This is a genomic window from Streptomyces sp. NPDC018029 (genome assembly GCF_044327655.1).
In the GTDB taxonomy this organism is placed as follows: domain Bacteria; phylum Actinomycetota; class Actinomycetes; order Streptomycetales; family Streptomycetaceae; genus Streptomyces.
This window is the reverse complement of record NZ_JBIRFV010000008.1, coordinates 248,751-265,974: the sequence shown is the minus strand read 5'-3', so window position 1 is coordinate 265,974 and position 17,224 is coordinate 248,751. Positions and strand designations below refer to the sequence as shown.

The 17,224-nt window shown below is 72.2% G+C and carries 13 protein-coding genes; 8 read left to right on the top strand and 5 right to left on the bottom strand.

Annotated elements, in window-relative coordinates:
• Positions 1–91: 91 nt before the first annotated feature.
• A complete protein-coding gene (locus ACH4D5_RS25125) occupies positions 92–2,890 on the top strand; it encodes a hypothetical protein (RefSeq protein ID WP_398306610.1) in 2,799 nt (932 codons plus the stop codon).
• Positions 2,891–2,939: 49 nt separating this feature from the next.
• Here the strand turns inward: ACH4D5_RS25125 and ACH4D5_RS25120 are convergent, their stop codons facing one another.
• Positions 2,940–3,902, bottom strand: coding sequence for a S41 family peptidase (locus tag ACH4D5_RS25120; protein WP_398306608.1), 963 nt, complete (start codon positions 3,900–3,902; stop codon positions 2,940–2,942).
• Positions 3,903–3,960: 58 nt separating this feature from the next.
• Between ACH4D5_RS25120 and ACH4D5_RS25115 the strand changes: the two genes are divergently transcribed.
• On the top strand, positions 3,961–4,509 hold the full coding sequence (locus ACH4D5_RS25115) for an ArsR/SmtB family transcription factor (RefSeq protein ID WP_398306606.1): 549 nt from the start codon (positions 3,961–3,963) through the stop codon (positions 4,507–4,509).
• A 9-nt stretch (positions 4,510–4,518) separates the two neighbouring features.
• Positions 4,519–5,016 carry a GNAT family N-acetyltransferase gene (locus ACH4D5_RS25110; protein ID WP_398306604.1) on the top strand — a complete coding sequence of 166 codons (498 nt, stop codon included), beginning with the start codon at positions 4,519–4,521 and terminating at the stop codon, positions 5,014–5,016.
• A gap of 39 nt (positions 5,017–5,055) precedes the next feature.
• Here the strand turns inward: ACH4D5_RS25110 and ACH4D5_RS25105 are convergent, their stop codons facing one another.
• Positions 5,056–5,889, bottom strand: a complete 834-nt coding sequence (locus ACH4D5_RS25105; RefSeq protein WP_398306602.1) for a hypothetical protein — start codon at positions 5,887–5,889, stop codon at positions 5,056–5,058.
• 152 nt (positions 5,890–6,041) lie between these two features.
• On the opposite strand from ACH4D5_RS25105, the gene ACH4D5_RS25100 reads away from it, so the two are divergent.
• Positions 6,042–6,773: a class I SAM-dependent methyltransferase gene (locus ACH4D5_RS25100; protein ID WP_398306600.1), complete on the top strand. Its 732-nt coding sequence runs from the start codon at positions 6,042–6,044 to the stop codon at positions 6,771–6,773.
• 42 nt (positions 6,774–6,815) lie between these two features.
• Here ACH4D5_RS25100 and ACH4D5_RS25095 read toward each other — a convergent pair whose 3' ends face one another.
• Entirely contained in the window at positions 6,816–7,292 is a 477-nt protein-coding gene (locus tag ACH4D5_RS25095; protein ID WP_398306598.1) for a VOC family protein, read from the bottom strand.
• A 114-nt stretch (positions 7,293–7,406) separates the two neighbouring features.
• Complete coding sequence (locus ACH4D5_RS25090) at positions 7,407–8,192, bottom strand: arylamine N-acetyltransferase (RefSeq protein WP_398306596.1); 786 nt, start codon at positions 8,190–8,192, stop codon at positions 7,407–7,409.
• A 411-nt stretch (positions 8,193–8,603) separates the two neighbouring features.
• Here ACH4D5_RS25090 and ACH4D5_RS25085 point away from each other — a divergent pair, with 411 nt between their 5' ends.
• Positions 8,604–9,761: an epoxide hydrolase family protein gene (locus ACH4D5_RS25085; RefSeq protein WP_398306594.1), complete on the top strand. Its 1,158-nt coding sequence runs from the start codon at positions 8,604–8,606 to the stop codon at positions 9,759–9,761.
• Between the two features lie 31 nt (positions 9,762–9,792).
• Here ACH4D5_RS25085 and ACH4D5_RS25080 read toward each other — a convergent pair whose 3' ends face one another.
• Positions 9,793–11,898 (bottom strand): M6 family metalloprotease domain-containing protein, encoded by a 2,106-nt coding sequence (locus ACH4D5_RS25080; protein WP_398306592.1) that lies wholly within the window; start codon positions 11,896–11,898, stop codon positions 9,793–9,795.
• A 251-nt stretch (positions 11,899–12,149) separates the two neighbouring features.
• Between ACH4D5_RS25080 and ACH4D5_RS25075 the strand changes: the two genes are divergently transcribed.
• The 3 genes from ACH4D5_RS25075 to ACH4D5_RS25065 all read left to right on the top strand — a co-directional run bounded on the left by ACH4D5_RS25075 (position 12,150) and on the right by ACH4D5_RS25065 (position 17,205).
• The gene (locus tag ACH4D5_RS25075; protein ID WP_398306590.1) at positions 12,150–13,568 is read left to right on the top strand and encodes a tetratricopeptide repeat protein; all 1,419 of its coding nucleotides are present in this window, start codon (positions 12,150–12,152) and stop codon (positions 13,566–13,568) included.
• 367 nt (positions 13,569–13,935) lie between these two features.
• On the top strand, positions 13,936–16,155 hold the full coding sequence (locus ACH4D5_RS25070; RefSeq protein WP_398306588.1) for an MMPL family transporter: 2,220 nt from the start codon (positions 13,936–13,938) through the stop codon (positions 16,153–16,155).
• Between the two features lie 204 nt (positions 16,156–16,359).
• Positions 16,360–17,205 carry a peptidoglycan recognition protein gene (locus ACH4D5_RS25065; RefSeq protein WP_398306586.1) on the top strand — a complete coding sequence of 282 codons (846 nt, stop codon included), beginning with the start codon at positions 16,360–16,362 and terminating at the stop codon, positions 17,203–17,205.
• Positions 17,206–17,224: the final 19 nt, after the last annotated feature.

Below are 17,224 nucleotides of genomic sequence, written 5' to 3'. Positions count from 1 at the left end.
CGTGGCCATTGATTCCCGTCATCGAAAGCGTAAGCGGGGCACGTGAGTTCGAAAGCGTGCTCCGACGTGTGTGATGACGAGGAGAACCACGTTGAGACGTGTCGCACGAGTGGCGACCGCGGCATTGGCGGTGCTCGCCCTCGCGGCGGTGTCGCCGGGTGCCGCCCAGGCCCTGCCGTCCGCCGACCCGCCGGCCTCCGGGCCGCCCCCGGCGCCCGCGTCGGCCGGCGATGACGGCAAGGGCCTGCCGGAAGGCTGGCGGCTCGCCGGGGAAGGCGCGGGCAAGGAGCTCGTGTGGGCCTCGCCCGAGCCGGTCCCCATGGGGGACGCGCGGGTCGAGTTCTACGCCGGGGACAAGCTCCTCGGCCGGCCGGTGGCGGCGCGGGACGGGCGCTCCTTCTGGCTCCCGCTGAACGGCGCGCGCATCGGTCCCGCGAAGCAGCTGAAGGTCCTTGCGGCCGGGCGCCGCCTGGACGAGGCCGGGACCGACGCCGAGTCGCGCGGCCCGCGGCCCGGCCCCTCCGTCCGGCCCGCGACACCCCCGCCCGCGAACGCCGTCGACCCCGGGAAGCCGGGCCGCTACCGCACCGCCACCGGCACGTACACGCTCGATTCGGTACGGCTGCCCGGTTTTCCCGCACCGGTGGAGATGAAGGCCGACGTGATCGGTCCCACCGACGCCCCGGGGAAGCGGCCGCTGGTCCTGTTCCTGCACGGCCGTCACTACACCTGCTACGGCGCGGGGGACAGGCAGGGCATGGGGTGGCCCTGCCTGTCCGGCACGAAGCCGGTGCCGAGCCACAAGGGCTATCACCGCGCCCAGAAGCTCCTGGCCTCCCAGGGGTACGTCACCGTCTCCATCGCCGCCAACGGCATCAACGGCCAGGACGACGTCGCCGAGGACGGCGGCGCGCAGGCCCGCTCCTCGCTGGTGCGGCAGCACCTCGCCCGCTGGGCGGACTGGGCCGAGAAGCGGTCCACCGCCCCCGCCGGGGTGCGCGCCGTCGCGCCGGCCGACCCGTCCCGCGTCCTCCTCGTCGGACACTCCCGGGGCGGCGAGGGCGTCAACCGCGCCGCGCTGGACAGCCTTTCGCCGCCGCCCGCCGACCAGGACGGCTACCGCGGTCCTGTCCGCTGGAAGATCCGCGGCAACGTCCTGATAGGCCCCACCGTCTTCGGGCAGAACCCGGTCCCCGACGTGCCCTCCACGACGATCCTGCCGGGCTGCGATGGAGACGTCTCCGACCTCCAGGGCGAGATCTACGTCGACGGGACGCGCGGCGTCAGCCGCGGCGCCGCCCTGCACAGCGCCGTGTACATGGTCGGCGCCAACCACAACTTCTTCAACAGCGAGTGGACGCCGGGCCAGGCGACCGCGCCCGCCGACGACGACTTCTCGTCCGACGACACCACCGACCCGGTCTGCTCGAAGGGCACCGCGACCAGGCTGACCGCCACGCGGCAGCAGGCGGCCGGAGCCACCTACATCGCCGCGTCGGCCCGGCTGTTCGTCGCGGGCGACGACCGGGTGCGGCCCCTCCTCGACGGCTCCGGCCGGCGGGCTCCCTCAGCCGACCCCGCTCGGGTGCTGACCCACGCCGTCGGCGGGCACCGCACCCAGGCACTGCTCCCCGGCTCCTCGACGAAGGTCAAGGGCGGACGCGTGTGCGCCCAGGTGCCTGCCAGGGACGCCGACGCCTGTCTGCCGTCGCGAACGGCCGGGAGCTCACCGCACTTCGCCCACTGGGAGGTCGCACCGGAACCCGGCCGTGACGCGGTGGCGATGCGCTGGTCGCGGGCCGGGGACCCGGTCCGGATGAGCCCCGCACGCCCCGTGTCGCTCGCGGGTGCCAAGGACGTGGCGCTGCGGGTGATCGTGCCGCCCAACACCACCGGGACCCGGTTCGACGTCGCCCTCGTCGATGCGTCGGGCCACCGGGCGAAGCTCGGCAGGGTCGGCGTCGACGGATTGCCGGGCAGCGGCCGGACTTCTTCGTACTGGGGGCGCGAGGTCCGCGTACCGCTGTCGGCGGCGGCCCGGGACGCGCTCGACCTCAAGCACGTCAAGACCCTGGAGCTCACCCCGCGCAGCCGCTCCGGCAAGGCGTGGCTGATGGACGCCTGGGGCTGGCGCCCCGGCACCCCCGCCGTGCGGCCGGCCGAGCTGCCGCGCGTCGACCTCGGCAGGCTGACCGTCAAGGAAGGCGACTCCGGCGTGCGCACCTACAGCGTCCCGGTGCGCGTCTCGGGTCAGGGCAGCGGCAAGGTCCGGCTGTTCATGCCCAAGCCCGGCACGGACGACTTCACCCACCGGACGCTGACGGTGCGTCCGGGTGAGAGCGTCGATGTGCCGGTCGAGGTGCGCGGCGACACCCGCTACGGCTACGACGTCGGGCACGACGCGTTCGTCAAGGCGGTGCGCGGCGCGGTGGTGGGCTCCCACCACGGCGGGGTGACGGCGCGCAACGACGACCCCATGCCGAAGATCACGCTCGAACCCGTCAAGGACCGGGTCACCGAGGGCAAGCCGCTGAAGTGGCGGATGACGCTCTCGGAGCCCGTCGACGTGGACATCATGGCCGAGCTGTCCTTCCTGCCCGTCGACAGCGGCACGGAGCTGTCCACCCTGGACGTGGACCCGGCCTGGCTGGAGGCCCAGTTCGGCGCACGGCCCCGCCCGGAGCGGCCGCTGTCCAAGATGGCGGAGGGCCAGGGCCTGTACCTGTCCGTGCCCGCCGGCGAGAAGAGCGCCGACGTGCGCGTGCCCACCATCAAGGACCGGACGGGCGAACCGGAAGAATCCCTGAAGGCGCAGCTCCACGTCTACGACGAGAACTGGGAGCCGCAGCCGGGCCCGGTGGTCACCGGAACGGTGCGCGACGCCTCATAGCGCCACGAGACGCCTCGTAGCGCGCAACGCACAGCACGCACGAACGCGGTCAGTCCAGCGGCGCGTCCGCCGGGTCGACCGCTCGTGGGCGCGGCTCGGCACCTTGGGTGTCGAGCCGCGCCAGCGCCAGGGCGTGCGCCCGGTCGAGAGCGTCGGAGGCGGCGCAGGGCACGTCGGGACGTACGCCTGTGCCCTCCCAGTTGGTGCCCGACACGGGATTGACCGCCCTGCCCACCGGGATGGTCGCCTCCAGGTGCGGATGCACCGTCCAGCCGTCGCGCGGATGCGCCCCGCCCGCGGTCGTACCGCCGACGACGACCGCCCGGCCCAACTGCTGCAAGTCGTAGGCGAGTTCCTCGCCCGCGGAGAAGGTGCGGTCGCTCGTCAGTACGTAGAGCGGCTTGCTGCCGCCGAAGCGGGCGCCCGGCACGTGCGCGGGGCTCCAGGACTGTTCGAGACGCTCACCCTTGCGCCAGTACATGGAGTTGAGGTGGGTGCGCCGGTCCAGCAGATGCGCGCAGACGAACGCGACCGTGTCCGGATCCCCTCCCGTGTTCGCGCGCAGATCGAGGATCAGGGCGTCTGCGGCGGCGACCAGGGTGAGCGCGGCCCCCAGCGGCCCGGCGGACCAGGACAGCGGGAACAGGGCCGGGGCCAGTTCGAGCAGCGCGACCCGGCCGTCCAGGAGCTCCACCCTGGGCGCGCCGCCCAGCGAGGAGTCGAACTTCTCGCGCAGCGCCGCCATGGCGGCCTCACCCTGCTCGGCGGGCACCGGCCGGTCGTGGTGCTTGAGGCGCAGGTGAAGGTCGCCGTTGAGGGACTGGAGGTCCGTGGTGACCAGGCGGGCCAGGTCCGCGGCGTCCTCGACGTCGTACGCGCCCTCGGCGAGACGGAGCCGCAGCAGGGCGGCGAGCCGTTCGCCGAGCTCGGGGAACACATAGTGCCGGTCGACGAGTTGGGCGGTTTCTTCCACGACGGTGGCGACGCTGAGCCGCTGGGTGACTGTGGTCATGGCAGGTGAGTAGAACAGCCCTCTTCCGAAAGCGTCAAGAACATTAGACACTTGACTCATGTCCGATCAGCCCCAGCAGAGCCTCCCGCCCCAACAGCCCCCGCCGCGCCAGGTCGTCGAGATCGAGTCACCGGAGCAGCACGCCGCGCTGGCGCACCCCCTGCGTCAGCGGCTGCTCTTCTCGCTCGGCCATGAGCCCGCCACCACCAGCCAGTTGGCGACCCGCCTGGACACCGGCAAGGGGAACGTGGCGCACCATCTGAAGGTGCTGCGCACCGCCGGTCTCGTCCGCGTCGCCGAGACCCGCAAGGTCAGGGGCGGCACCGAGCAGTACTACCAGCGCGTGGCCGAACGCATGGGCGTCGCCGAGCCGCGGACCGAGGGGACCGCCGCCATGCTCGGCGCCGTGGCCCAGGAGCTGGGGCGGTCCCCGCAGACCACCCTGTCCCTGCGGCATGTGCGCCTCGGCCCCGACAAGGCCAGGGAACTCGCCGAGACCCTCGCCCGGCTGGTCGACGAGACCGAGGAGGACGAAGGCGAACAGCCCGTGCACGGCGTGCTGGTGGCGATGTACGAGCAGGTACGGCCGGGCGAGGACCCTGCGTAGAGTTCTCGCATGTCCGCACCGACGACCGCCCCCGAGCTCCAGCTCCTGCGGGCCGACCACGCCCCCGCGCTGCTCGCCTTCGAGGAGACGAACCGGGCTTACTTCGCCGCGTCCGTCCCCGACCGAGGGGACGCCTACTTCCGGGACTTCGACGCCCGGCACCGCGCCCTCCTGGCCGAGCAGGCGACGGGGGCGTGCTTCTTCCACGTCCTGGTGGACGACGGCGGCGAGATCCTCGGGCGGGTCAATCTCGTCGACGTCGCGGACGGCAGTGCCGAACTGGGCTACCGCATCGCGGAGAAGGCCGCGGGCCAGGGCCTTGCGACCCGGGCCGTCCGGCAGATCCGCGACCTCGCCGTCACCGCGTACGGCCTGACCGTGCTGCGTGCCGCCACGACGCTCGACAACCCGGGCTCGCGGGCCGTGCTCGTCCGCGCCGGCTTCGTGCCCGTCGGGGACGTCCGGCTCGACGGCCGCCCGGGGACCAGCTACGCACTGACGCTCTGAAGCCCGCAGGGCGGAATCCGCGGTGGAGGACGACCGGGGTCAGTCGCCGCGCGGACGCGACTCGTGCAGCCGCGTGTGATAGCGGCCCTCCGACTCGTACCCCGCGGGATCCTCACCCGCCAGCGTCACTTGGCGGATGGCGTCGCGACGCTCCTCGGGGCTGGTGAAGAGCCGCTGCGTATAGGTCCGTGAGAAGTCCGTCGCGGTCTCGAGGCCGTGCGCGGCCAGCGTCTCGGCGATGCGCCCATAGGGCACCGTCCGCAGCACGAACGCGCTCACCCAGACCGGCAGCCGAGCGCAGTCGAGCAGCGCGTCGAACGTGCGGTGCGAGATGTAGCCGATGCCCCCGGTGACCGTGATCAGACCGGTGCGGGCGACCGCCTGGCGCAGCTGCGGGCTGGGCGGGTGCCGCTCCAGGTTCTCGGCATACGCCTCGTCGAGCAGGCCCGCGTCCAGCGCGTAGCGGGTCGCGTTCTCCGCCAGGTCGAGCCCGATGACCGGGGTGGCGTCGGGGCGCCTCCGCGAGGCGTAGAAGGCCTTGTCGCGCTCGACGAGTTCGTGCGGCGTGAGCGCGGCGGCCTCGTCCGACGTGTAGTGCGCGTACAGGTCGGCGAGCGTCAGGTCGTGGTTGAGCAGCGCCGCGTTGATGCCGTACGAGCAGCACAGGTCCAGGACCGTCACCGGACCCTCGCCGCCGGACAGCCGCCCCCGCAGCTCGCGGGTGCGGCGGAAGACCGCCTGGGCGTGCTGCGGGATCTCGTACTCGTAGGGCGCCAGCGTCCGGAAGTAGGCACGCGGGTCCGGCTGGTCGTAGATGTCGTCGAACCGGGTCTTGCCCGATGCGGTCCTTGTCCTGTGCCGGTCTGTGGCCATGGGGCACCTCCGGGAGCGGGGAACGGGTCTGGGGCAGACGTGCACCTCTACCCGACCTCTGCCACCCCCCGGTAGACCTCGTGGCGGTATCCGGCCACGGCGCCGCTCCGCCGTGGACCCGTGCGCCGGCCCCGCTGGCTACCCTGGAGCCGATGTTCTCCTCCCAGGGTCCCACGCTGCGTGAACTCGCCGTTCAGGCGTTCTCGTCCACCGAGCACGGATACGACCTGCTCGCCCCGAAATTCGACCACACGCCCTTCCGCACGCCTGGCCGATTCCTGCGGGCGACAGCCGACGCGCTGCGCCCCCTGGGCCCCTTCGACGCGGGCCTCGACGTGTGCTGCGGCACCGGCGCGGGCGTCGGGACGCTGCTCCCGCTGTGCCGCGAGCGGGTCACCGGCGTGGACTTCAGCGCGGGCATGCTGGCGACCGCCGCGGAGACGGTGCAAGGGCCCGGTCCGGACGGGCCCGCCGTCGAGTGGGTCAGGGCCGACGCCCGCGCCCTGCCGTTCACCGGGGCCTTCGACCTCGCCGTCAGCTTCGGGGCGTTCGGCCACTTCCTGCCCTCCGAGCGGCCAGCCCTCTTCGCGGGCGTCCACCGGGCGCTGCGCCCCGGCGGCCTCTTCGCCTTCCCCATCGGCGCCCCGCAGCCCTTCACCTCACCCTGGTACTGGGCGCTCCTCGGCTTCGACGGCGTGATGCGCGTCCGGAACCGCCTGTGGCGCCCGCCGTTCGTCATGTACTACCGGACCTTCCCGCTCGGCGGAGTGCGCGAGGACCTCGTCGACGCGGGCTTCGACGTGCGGCTCCGCCCCCTGGAGGAGTTCGGACGGCGGCCCGACGGCAGCCCCCGCTGGCGCCTGGTGGTGGCGAGGAAGGCCTAGCAGCGCCGGACCCGCGAGACCGGGCGCGGGCGGGAGGATCCGCTACGCTTCGCCGTCCGCCGCCGCCCGCAGCGCCGCCACGTCCAGCTTCCCCATGCCCAGCATCGCCTGCATGGCGCGCTGCGCACGCCCGGCGTCGGGGTCGGTGAGGAGCTCGCCGAGCACGGTGGGCACGACCTGCCAGGACAGGCCGTACTTGTCCTTCAGCCACCCGCAGGGGCCCTCCTCGCCGCCCTCGGAGAGCTTCGTCCAGTAGTGGTCGACCTCGGCCTGGTCGGCACAGTCGATCTGGAAGGAGACAGCCTCGTCGAAGGTGAACTGCGGGCCGCCGTTGAGCGCCGTGAACAGCTGGCCGTCGAGTGAGAACTCCACGCTCAGGACGGTGCCGGCCGGGCGCGGGCCGCCCTCTCCGTAGTACGACACGTTCTTGATCTCCGAGTTCGGGAAGACCGAGACGTAGAACTTCGCCGCTTCCTCGCTCTGCAGGTCGAACCAGAGGCTGGGCGTGATCCTGGGCATGGTGCTCTCCTGTCGGTACGCGGCGGTCCTGTCCGCCCTTCCTGTCTGCCTATGTGGACTCTCGCACCGCCCGGAAGTCATCGCCGCGCCGCGACAGGATCGCGCCGCCCCGGGTCACCGGGTCTCGCGCAGCTGCGGCTCTTTCTCCAGCACGATGCCGAGGTGCCGGTCGTACGCCGCGAGCACCTCCGCCTCCGTGGTCAGCTCGGTCGTCCGCCGCTCGCCGTCCACGGTCGTGGTCAGGGTGCGTCCGCCGAGGGTGATCCGGCCGCCGCTCTCAGTGATGCGGGAGCAGACCAGGGAGCGCGTGAAGTGGGAGTCCGGCGAGGTGCGGTGGTACCAGGCACCCACCTTGAAGTCGGCCAGCGCGCGCGGCCGCCGGTCGACCAGGTACTGCGGCTTGTCGTCCTTGAGGACCTGGAGGTCGCCCTCCGGAGCCTCCGCGATGCGGAACGCCCCGCCGGGGTCGGCCTGCCCGCCGCGGTCGGCGAAGGCGAGCGGCAGGTGGCTGTGCGCGCCGAAGCCGATGTCTGCCAGCCAGTCCCCGCCGTCCTCGGTGCGCACGCGCAGAGCGAGGTGGTCGTAGGGGATGCCGGGCATTCCGGCGTCGTCGTACACGCGGGCCTGCAGCAGGGTGACGTCGAAGCCGAGGGCCCTCAGGAGGGCGGCGAGGGCGCCGTTGAGCTCGTAGCAGAAGCCGCCCCTGCGCGCCTCCACCACCTTCGTCACCAGTGCCTGGTCGGTGAGCTCGATGTCCTCACCGAGGTGGATCGAGAGGTTCTCGAAGGGCACGCTGCGCAGATGCGCCAGATGCAGGTCGCGGAGGGCTCGCGTCGAGGGGCCGGCGGGGCGTTCGATGCCGATGCGCCGCAGGTAGGCGTCGATCTGTTCGGTGTCCATGGACACCAGTGTCGCCGGGCGGACACAGCCGGGCCATGACCTTAGGAAGGCCCTCGCACCGTCCGTGGGCCCTAGGACTTCGGACCGACCTCGGACGACGACTTCCGAACGGCATCGGGCGACAGTAAATCGCGGGTGCCGCGCGACGGTACGTGTGTATGCTCACCGGCGAAGCACGCGCCCCACCGGCGCCGTGCGCCACGAGAGACACAAGGAGGTGAGCCCGATGACCGCGCGCCACAGCACGCCCCGCCCCGTCCGGGCCCTCCTGACCGCAGTCCGCGTCCCCCGCCTCGTCTGAAGTTCACCGTCAGAGGCGTGACGCCACCGCCAGGAGCGCCCCCCCCCAGCGATCGAGACTTCGACATCGCAGCCTCGTCGCATCCTCCTGAGCGAAGGAACCGAACCACCGTGAACGTCACGCCCTTCCAGGTCTCCGTCCCGGACGACGTCCTCGACGACCTGCGCACGCGCCTTCGGCGCACCCTCTTCACCGCGGCCTCCGACCCCACCTACTGGGCCGCGGGCACCGACCCCGGCTACCTGAGCGAGCTCGTCGCCTACTGGGCGGACGGCTTCGACTGGCGCGCCGCCGAGGCCGCGCTCAACGGCTTCCCGCACCGCGTCGCCGACGTCGCGGGCACCCGCGTGCACTTCGTGCACCTGCGCGGCGTGCGGCCCGAGGGCGCGCCCGCGCCGCTGCCGCTGATCCTGAGCCACGGCTGGCCGAGCAGTTACGTCGAGATGCTGCCCCTCGCGCGGCGGCTCGCCGACCCGGCAGGACACGGCGGCGACCCGGCCGACGCGTTCGACGTGATCGTGCCCTCCCTGCCCGGCTTCCTCCACTCCGAGCTGCCGCGCGGCCCCTTCACCCGCCGGGGCGTCGCGGGGATCTGGCACGAGCTGATGACGAAGACCCTCGGCCACCGCCGCTTCGGCGCCTTCGGCGGGGACATCGGGGGAGGCGTCACCCAGTGGCTCGGCGCCCTGTACCCCGAGGAGGTCGTGGGCGTGCACATCACCTCCGCGGTGGTCTCCGCCGACTTCGACGCGCGACCGCCGACCGCCGAGGAGCGGGCCTATCTCGACCACCTCGACGCGTACGACGCCGAGGACCAGGGCTACAGCGAGATCATGTGCACCCGGCCCGACACGATCGCCGCCGCGCTGCGGGACTCCCCGGCCGGCCTGCTCGCCTGGATCATCGACAAGTACCGCGACTGGAGCGACTGCGACGGCGACCTGGAGGCGCGCTGGGACAAGGACACCCTGCTGACCGTCGCCACCCTCTACTGGGCCACCGGCAGCATCGGTTCCTCCTTCCGCCAGTACTACGACTACGTACGGCACAACACGCCCGTGCCGCCCATCACGGTGCCCGGCGCCGTCACCCTCAGCCACGAACCGGCCTTCGCGCACTACCCGAAGAGCCTCGCCGAGCGCGTCTTTACGGACCTGCGCCACTGGAGCACCCCGCACAACGGAGGCCACTTCATGGCGCACGAGGAACCGGACCAGGTGGCACGCGAACTGCGCGCCTTCTTCCGCCCCTTGCGGCCCACGGCCTGACAGGACCCCGGAGGGGCGGAAGAACGCGCTGTCAGCGGCCGCCCTTCAGGGTCAGCGTGCACGTGGCCTCGGCGGTCTTGCGCGGGTCGCTCACCGAGCGGGCGGTGAGGGTGAGGCGGCCCTGCGGGCGGGCGTCCGGCTTCGCGGCGACGGCGACGTCCACGTCGACCGTGGAGCCCGCCCTTGCGGTCGTCAGCTTGTTGGGCAGCCAGGCGGACCAGCCGCGGCCGGAGGCCTTGGCGGAGAGCCGGTAGACGTCGGAGCCGAGGTACCTGGCGACGTCCTCGGGGTGGTCGCCCGGCGGATCGGCGAGCGCGCGGCCCGTGTTGGTCAGCGGGAAGGTGCAGGTGGCGCGGCTCTTGACGGGGTCGCCCGCCGCCTCGCCGCGGCCCAGCGCGGTGCCGCGGCGCTGCGGGCCCGAGCCGTCGAGGGACTTCACGGCGATCGTGTAGGAGAGCACGCCCGCGCGGGTGCGGTGGATGTCGGTGATGTAGAAGTGCAGGCGGTTGGCGCGGTCGACGTACTCGTAGGAACTGCCGGAGTCCGCCCCGGCGTGGAAGAGGGCGTCGCTGAGCTGGCGGTAGTCGCCCATGGTGATCTTCTGCGGGGTGCCGTCCGGGCGGACGAAGTCCACCATGTCGATGTCCTCGGGGTGGGCGTCGATCACCCAGGCGAACGGAGCCTTGTCGTCGTTCTTGGTCTTGGTGATCAGCACTCCGTTGTCCGGGGTGAAGGAGTCCATGCCCATGCGGTCCACGACCTCGAGGGTGTAGTTCTGATAGCCGCCGCCGTCGCACAGCGGGTCGGTGTCGCGGTCGCAGGCGGGGGACAGGTCGCGCGACATGGCGATGTTGACGCCGGCCAGGCCCTTCTTGCCGGGCGGCGCGGAGCGGGCGGTGACCTTGGCGACGGCCACGCCGGACTCGTCGAGCGCGTCACGGTCCAGGCGCAGCACGTTCTTCTCGTCGACGATCTCGAGCTGGAGCTTGTCCCGCAGGATGTGCTGGGAGCCCATCGAGCCGCCTTCGGTGGCCGGGATCTTCCAGCGGGTGTGCGGCCCGCCGGGACCGTTGAACGAGCCGCGCGAGAGCATGCTCCAGATGCCGGTGTAGGCGCGGCTCAGGGGCTTGCCGTAGGGGTTGTTGTAGTTGTCGCCGATGCCCAGGATGTGGCTGAGCTCATGGGCGTACACCCCCATGCCGGAGCTCTCGGCCTGGGTGGAGGAGCCGGCGGTGGCGTTGGGCCAGATGCGGGCCGCGGCCTGCCAGGAGGTCCACGGCACATAGCGGGTGGCTGCGGAGTTACCGCCGGAGGCGATGGGGGAGGGCGGCCCCCAGGCGGCCGGTACCTGTCCCTCGGAGCCGAACTTCATCTGGCCGAACTCCTGCCAGGTGGAGGACTCGTCCTGGCCGGCGGTGAGGTAGAAGACGAAGTCGAACTCGGCGGCCTTCCGCTCACCGACCTGGGCGACCCAGGCGGCCCTGCCGTTGTCGCGGATGTCCTTGCCGCAGGTGGTGACGGTCGGGCAGGCGCCGGGGTTCATGGCGGGCTCGATGCCGTACTGGAAGGACTTGAACGGCATGCGGTACACGCCGAAGGCCTCCAGGTCGACGCCGACGCGGCCGCCGGAGTCCTCCATCCAGTACTCGTTGATGGTGTGGCCGCGGTTGAGTGCGCCCGGTTTGTTGAGGAAGTCCTCGTAGAACTTGGGCAGTTGCCCGCGCGGGACGTTGGCCGCAGTGGGCTGGGGGTTGCCGAAGACGGTCGAGCCGGGCGGCCTGCTGACGGTGAACTCCTCGTCGGGATAGTCGAGGAGTACGAGTGCGCCCCTGAAGGTCTTCTCGGTGGGTTCGAGGCCGGGGTCGGCCCAGTTCGTGCCGGGGACGGAGCGGTACTCGCGCCAGGTCATGTCGTCGGGGTTGCGCCAGTTCTGCGGGTCGATGGGCCGGGCCAGGGAGGGCCGGACCTCGCCGACCGTGCCGGTGTCGTCGGGCGTCGCCTGTGCGGTGCCGACGGCGGCGGCCGCCAGGGCGGCGAGGACGGCGGCGACGACGGTGGTGCGCCGGGCCGGGTGTCCGTGCTTGGAGCGTCTGCGCTCGGGGCGTCTGTGCGTGGAGCGTCTGTGACGGAGGAACATGGCTCACCTCGTGCCTCTTGCCGGGACAAAATGGACAAGTGCATGACAAGCCGTTCGAGTGGTGCGTCCACCGCTGCCAAGGTAGGCCGCCCGCAGCGGTGATGCCAGAGTGCCTCTGGGGCCGCTCCCGTGACTGGTCCCGCACGGGTCACGGTGCGTCAAGAGCCGCCGCGGCGGGCAGGATTGGCTTCCTGTCGCCGAGCGAACCGCACCCCGGGCCGCTCGGCGCCTCCCCGCGGAAGGAGCCGACCATGGCAGGCGACCGGCACGGTCACCCGATGTCACGCACCAGCACCGAGGCCGTCGACCACTACGAGCAAGCCCTGGACCATCTGCTGTTCTTCCGCGCCGAGGTGGCCGATGCGGCCGGACGGGTGCTGTCCGCCGCCCCGCGCTCCGTCATGGGCCACGTCCTCGCCGCCCACCTCGGCCTGCTCGGCACCGAGGAGAAGGACGCCGACGGCGCCCGCGCCACCTTCGAGCGCTTCAAGGAACACGTCCACCGCGGCGAGATGACACCGCGCGAGCGCATGCACGTCGCCGCCGCCACCTCCTGGCTCAAGGGCGACCTCCACCGGGCGGGCCGGGTGCTCGGCGAGATCTCCGTGGAGTACCCGCGCGACGTGCTCGCCCTGGCCGTCGGCCACCAGATCGACTTCTTCACCGGCAACGCGCCACGGCTGCGCGACCGCATCGGCGGCGCGCTCTCCGCCTGGGACACGGCGGACCCGCACTACGGCCCCGTCCTCGGCATGTACGCCTTCGGCCTGGAGGAAGCCGGCCACTACGAGCAGGCCAGGGAGACGGGCCTGGCGGCCGTCGACCGGCGGCCGCGCGACGTGTGGGCCATCCACGCCGTGGTGCACACCTACGAAATGCAGGGCCGGTTCGCCGACGGCATCCGCTACCTGGACGCACGCGCCACGGACTGGGCGGCGGGCAACTACCTGAACGTGCACAACTGGTGGCACTACTGCCTCTACGCCCTGGAGGCCGGCGACGTCTCCCGCGTACTGGAGATCTACGACAGCGCCCTGCACCACGCCGGATCGACGGGCGCGGCGATGGAACTCCTGGACGCGGCGGCGCTCCTGTGGCGGCTGCACCTGGCAGGCCAGGACGCGGGGGACCGGTGGCAGCGGCTCGCCGACGCCTGGGCCGCCCGCCACGACGGCGCGTACTACGCCTTCAACGACGTGCACGCGGTGATGGCGTACACCGGCGCGGGCCGCACCGCCGAAGCCGAACGCCTGGTGCGCGACCGCGAGCGCTACGTCGCGGGCAGCGGACCCCGCCTGTCCAACCACGCCATGACCGCCGACGTCGGGCTGCCCGTGTGCCGCGCGCTGATCGCCTACGGAAACGAGCACTACGACCGGGCCGTCGACCTCCTGCTCCCCGTCCGGCACCGCCTGGGCGAGTACGGCGGAAGCCACGCCCAGCGCGACGCCGTGCACAAGACCCTGCTGGAGGCCGCCCTGCGCGCGGGCCGCCACGAGCTGGCCCGCACCCTGCTGAGCGAGCGCGTCAACCTGCGCCCCGTCTGCCCGTACAACTGGCTGGCGCGGGCCCGTCTTGCCGACGCGCTGGGAGAGGGCGCGCAGGCCGCCGCGGCCCGCGCCACGGCGGCGGACCAGGCGGCCGAGGGCATGGCGGCCCTCAAGCGCTGAGGCGGAATCCGGCCATCAGCCGTGTGCACCGCCTCCCGGCGGCGATGCGTGTGTAGTGCAGACATACCGGCCGAGCTGGGGCGGGGCGGAAGGGGAACCGAAAGTTCCGCGCCAATGATGAAACAACCGTTGACACGTGACTGCACCCTGTGGCCTAGAAAGGGAGATCCGCTCTCCTCCCATGGGATGACATCGCGCGCAGTGCACTACAGCGACCGTGGGCCGATAGTCCGGCTTGCAGGCGGACTTGTGGCCCCCATTCGGCATTGAGGATGGAGAGGCATCCTGCTGGACCCGCTGACGTGCGCCGACCGCACCGGCAGAGGGTCGTCCACGCCTGCCGAACTCGACGGGAGTCCCTTTCGCCGTGGCTACGTTCCTGTACAAACTAGGCCGCCTTGCCTTCCGGCGACGCCGCTATGTGGCGTTGCTCTGGGTGGGGCTGATGGCCGGTGCCATCTTCGCCGCCTCGGCCGCACCTGCCGCACCCGAAGACTCCTTCTCGATGCCGGGAACGGAATCGCAGAAGGCCTTCGACCGCCTTGAGGAGCGCTTCCCCGACGCCAGCGCCGACGGCGCGAGCGCTCGTGTCGTCATCCGCGCCCCCGAGGGCGAGAAGATCGACTCCGCCAAGCCCAAGGCCGAGGTCGAGAAGATGGTCGCGGCCATCGGCAAGGGCCCGCAGGTCGGCTCTGTCGACGACCCGTTCAAGGCCAAGACCGTCAGCAAGGACGGCTCCACCGCCTACGCGTCGGTCACCTACAAGGTGCCCGCCACCGAGCTCACCGACGAGGCCAGGGACGCGCTGACCAAGGCCACCGACCAGACCCGCGACGCGGGCCTGACGGTCGAGACCGGCGGTGACGCCGTCATGGCCGAGCAGGAGATGGGCGGCAGCGCCGAACTCATCGGCATCGCGATATCCGCGGTCGTCCTGATCCTCACCTTCGGCTCGCTGGTCGCCGCGGGCATGCCGCTGCTGACCGCGATCATCGGCGTGGGCATCGGCATCTCCGGCATCGCGGCGCTCGGCAGCACGCTGGACCTCTCCGCCACGACCTCCACGCTCGCGATGATGATCGGCCTCGCCGTCGGCATCGACTACGCCCTCTTCATCGTCTCCCGCTACCGGGCGGAGATAGCCGAGGGCCGCGAACCCGAGGAAGCGGCGGGCCGGGCCACCGGAACCGCAGGCTCCGCCGTCGTGTTCGCCGGTCTCACCGTCGTCGTCGCCCTCTCGGGCCTCGCGATCGTCAACATCCCGATCCTCACCAAGATGGGCCTGGCCGCGGCGGCCACCGTCGTGATCGCCGTCCTCATCGCGCTCACCATGATCCCCGCGCTGCTCGGCTTCGCGGGCCGCAAGGTGCTGCGCCGCAAGGACCGCAAGAAGTCCGCGAGCGAGCTCCAGGACCCGAACGCCAAGCCGAAGCTCGGCACCCGCTGGGCGCGCTTCGTACTGCGCCACCCGCTCGCCGTGCTCCTGGTCGCCGTCGTCGGCCTCGGCACGATCGCCGTCCCGGCCGCCAGCCTCGAACTGGGCCTGCCCGACGAGGGCTCCTCGGCGCCGGACACCACCCAGCGCAAGGCCTACGACATGCTGTCGGAGTCCTTCGGCGCCGGCTTCAACGGCCCGCTGATGGTCACCATCAGCAAGGACGCCGACGTGGCGGGAGCCGCCAAGACCGTCGGCGACTCGCTCGCCAAGATCGACGGCGTCGCCGCGGTGACGCCCGCCCAGCCCAACAAGGCCGGGGACACCGCGATCATGAACGTCGTCCCGGAGACCGGGCCGAGCGACCACGAGACCGAGGAACTGGTCAAGTCGATCCGCTCGACCGCCGACGGCATCGGGGCCGACACCGGCTCCGAGATCCTGGTCACCGGCCAGACCGCGATGACCATCGACTTCTCGCAGACCCTGGACGACGCGCTCCTGCCCTACCTCGGTCTCGTCGTCGGCCTGGCGTTCCTGCTCCTGATGCTGGTCTTCCGCTCGGTCCTGGTCCCGCTCAAGGCGGCGCTCGGCTTCCTGCTCTCGGTGGCCGCCGCGCTCGGCGCCGTCGTCGCGGTCTTCCAGTGGGGCTGGCTCGCGGACGTCGTGGGCGTCGACCAGCCGGGCCCGATCATGAGCATGATGCCGATCTTCATGATCGGTGTGGTCTTCGGCCTGGCGATGGACTACGAGGTCTTCCTCGTGACGCGCATGCGTGAGGCGTACGTCCACGGGGCGCGCCCGGGCGAGTCGGTCGTCACCGGCTTCACCCACGGCGGGCGGGTCGTGGCCGCGGCCGCGGTCATCATGATCAGCGTCTTCTCCGGCTTCATCATGGAGAACGACGACATGATCAAGATGATGGGCTTCGGCCTGGCCGTCGCCGTCCTCTTCGACGCCTTCGTCGTCCGCATGGCGATCGTGCCCGCCGTCCTCGCCCTGCTCGGCAAGTCCGCCTGGTGGCTGCCGCGCTGGCTGGACAAGGCGCTGCCGAACGTGGACGTGGAGGGCGAGAAGCTCCACAAGAACCTCGGTGACACGGGTTCGCCGGACGCCGAGACGGACCGGGAGCTCGCACGCGTGGGCCGCTGACACACCGCAGCAGCCCCGCCGCACGGGCGGGCCGGCCGGGACACCCCCACTGACCAGTGGGGGAGCGTCCCGGCCGGCCCGCCCGGTTCTTTTTTCCCTCTTGCCCCCGGGGCCGCCGACGAGGTCCGCCGACGGGGTGCGCCGGTTGCGCCGACTGCCGCAGCCGGCAGGGCGCGCCCGGGCGGTCGGCCGGAAGCTGACCCCATGCGTGTCTTCCCCACGCGGTCCGGGTCGCGCCTGCCGAGCGCCCTGCGTGGCGCGCTGGGGGTGCTGCCCGGCGCGACGGCCGTCGGACTGCTGCTGGTGTGCGCGGCCGGCATCGATCCCGCGGTGCCCGCCGGCGACGGAACCTCCCTCCGGGCGACCGCCCCCGGACGCCGCTCCGTCATGCCCGCCGCCGCTCGGCCCGCGCGCCCGGTGCCCTCGTCGTACGCGGCGTTCCGCGCGGCACCCCCACGCATCCTGCCCCGCACGGCCTGGCTGGCGCCGGGGACGGCCACCCCGCCGCCCGCCCGCTACGCGGACCGCGTCGAGGCCGTCTTCGTCCACCACACCGACTCCCCGAACGGTTACGACTGCGACGACGCCCCGCGCATCATCCGCTCGCTGTACACCGGACAGGAGGCGGACAGGGACTGGGACGACATCGGCTACAACTTCCTCGTGGACCGCTGCGGCACGCTCTACGAGGGGCGTGCGGGCGGCACCGACAAGCCCGTCGTCGGGGCGCACGCGCAGGGCTTCAACCGGGGTTCGACGGGCGTGGCCGCGATCGGCACGTTCACGGCGGGAACCCCGGTGCCCGAGGCCATGAGCGACGCCATCGCGGCGCTCGCCGCCTGGAAGCTCGGCCTCTCGGGCGTCGACCCGCGCGGTTCGGCGCTGCTGGTCTCCACCAACAGCCGCAGCCGGTTCGCGGCCGGAACCGGCGCGGTCTTCCACACGGTCGCGGCCCACAAGGACGGTTACGCCACGTCCTGCCCCGGAGCGTCCCTGACCGCCGAGATGCCGGCGATCAGAGAAGCCGCCGCCCGGCTCCAGGGCAGATGACACGCCCATCAGGCGGCTC

Bases quoted from the DNA above. Each gene is read 5' to 3' on its own strand.
- ACH4D5_RS25120 (WP_398306608.1), bottom strand. From the start codon at position 3,902: ATGACCACAGTCACCCAGCGGCTCAGCGTCGCCACCGTCGTGGAAGAA.
- ACH4D5_RS25115 (WP_398306606.1), top strand. From the start codon at position 3,961: ATGTCCGATCAGCCCCAGCAGAGCCTCCCGCCCCAACAGCCCCCGCCG.
- ACH4D5_RS25110 (WP_398306604.1), top strand. From the start codon at position 4,519: ATGTCCGCACCGACGACCGCCCCCGAGCTCCAGCTCCTGCGGGCCGAC.
- ACH4D5_RS25105 (WP_398306602.1), bottom strand. From the start codon at position 5,889: ATGGCCACAGACCGGCACAGGACAAGGACCGCATCGGGCAAGACCCGG.
- ACH4D5_RS25100 (WP_398306600.1), top strand. From the start codon at position 6,042: ATGTTCTCCTCCCAGGGTCCCACGCTGCGTGAACTCGCCGTTCAGGCG.
- ACH4D5_RS25095 (WP_398306598.1), bottom strand. From the start codon at position 7,292: ATGCCCAGGATCACGCCCAGCCTCTGGTTCGACCTGCAGAGCGAGGAA.
- ACH4D5_RS25090 (WP_398306596.1), bottom strand. From the start codon at position 8,192: ATGGACACCGAACAGATCGACGCCTACCTGCGGCGCATCGGCATCGAA.
- ACH4D5_RS25080 (WP_398306592.1), bottom strand. From the start codon at position 11,898: ATGTTCCTCCGTCACAGACGCTCCACGCACAGACGCCCCGAGCGCAGA.
- ACH4D5_RS25075 (WP_398306590.1), top strand. From the start codon at position 12,150: ATGGCAGGCGACCGGCACGGTCACCCGATGTCACGCACCAGCACCGAG.
- ACH4D5_RS25065 (WP_398306586.1), top strand. From the start codon at position 16,360: ATGCGTGTCTTCCCCACGCGGTCCGGGTCGCGCCTGCCGAGCGCCCTG.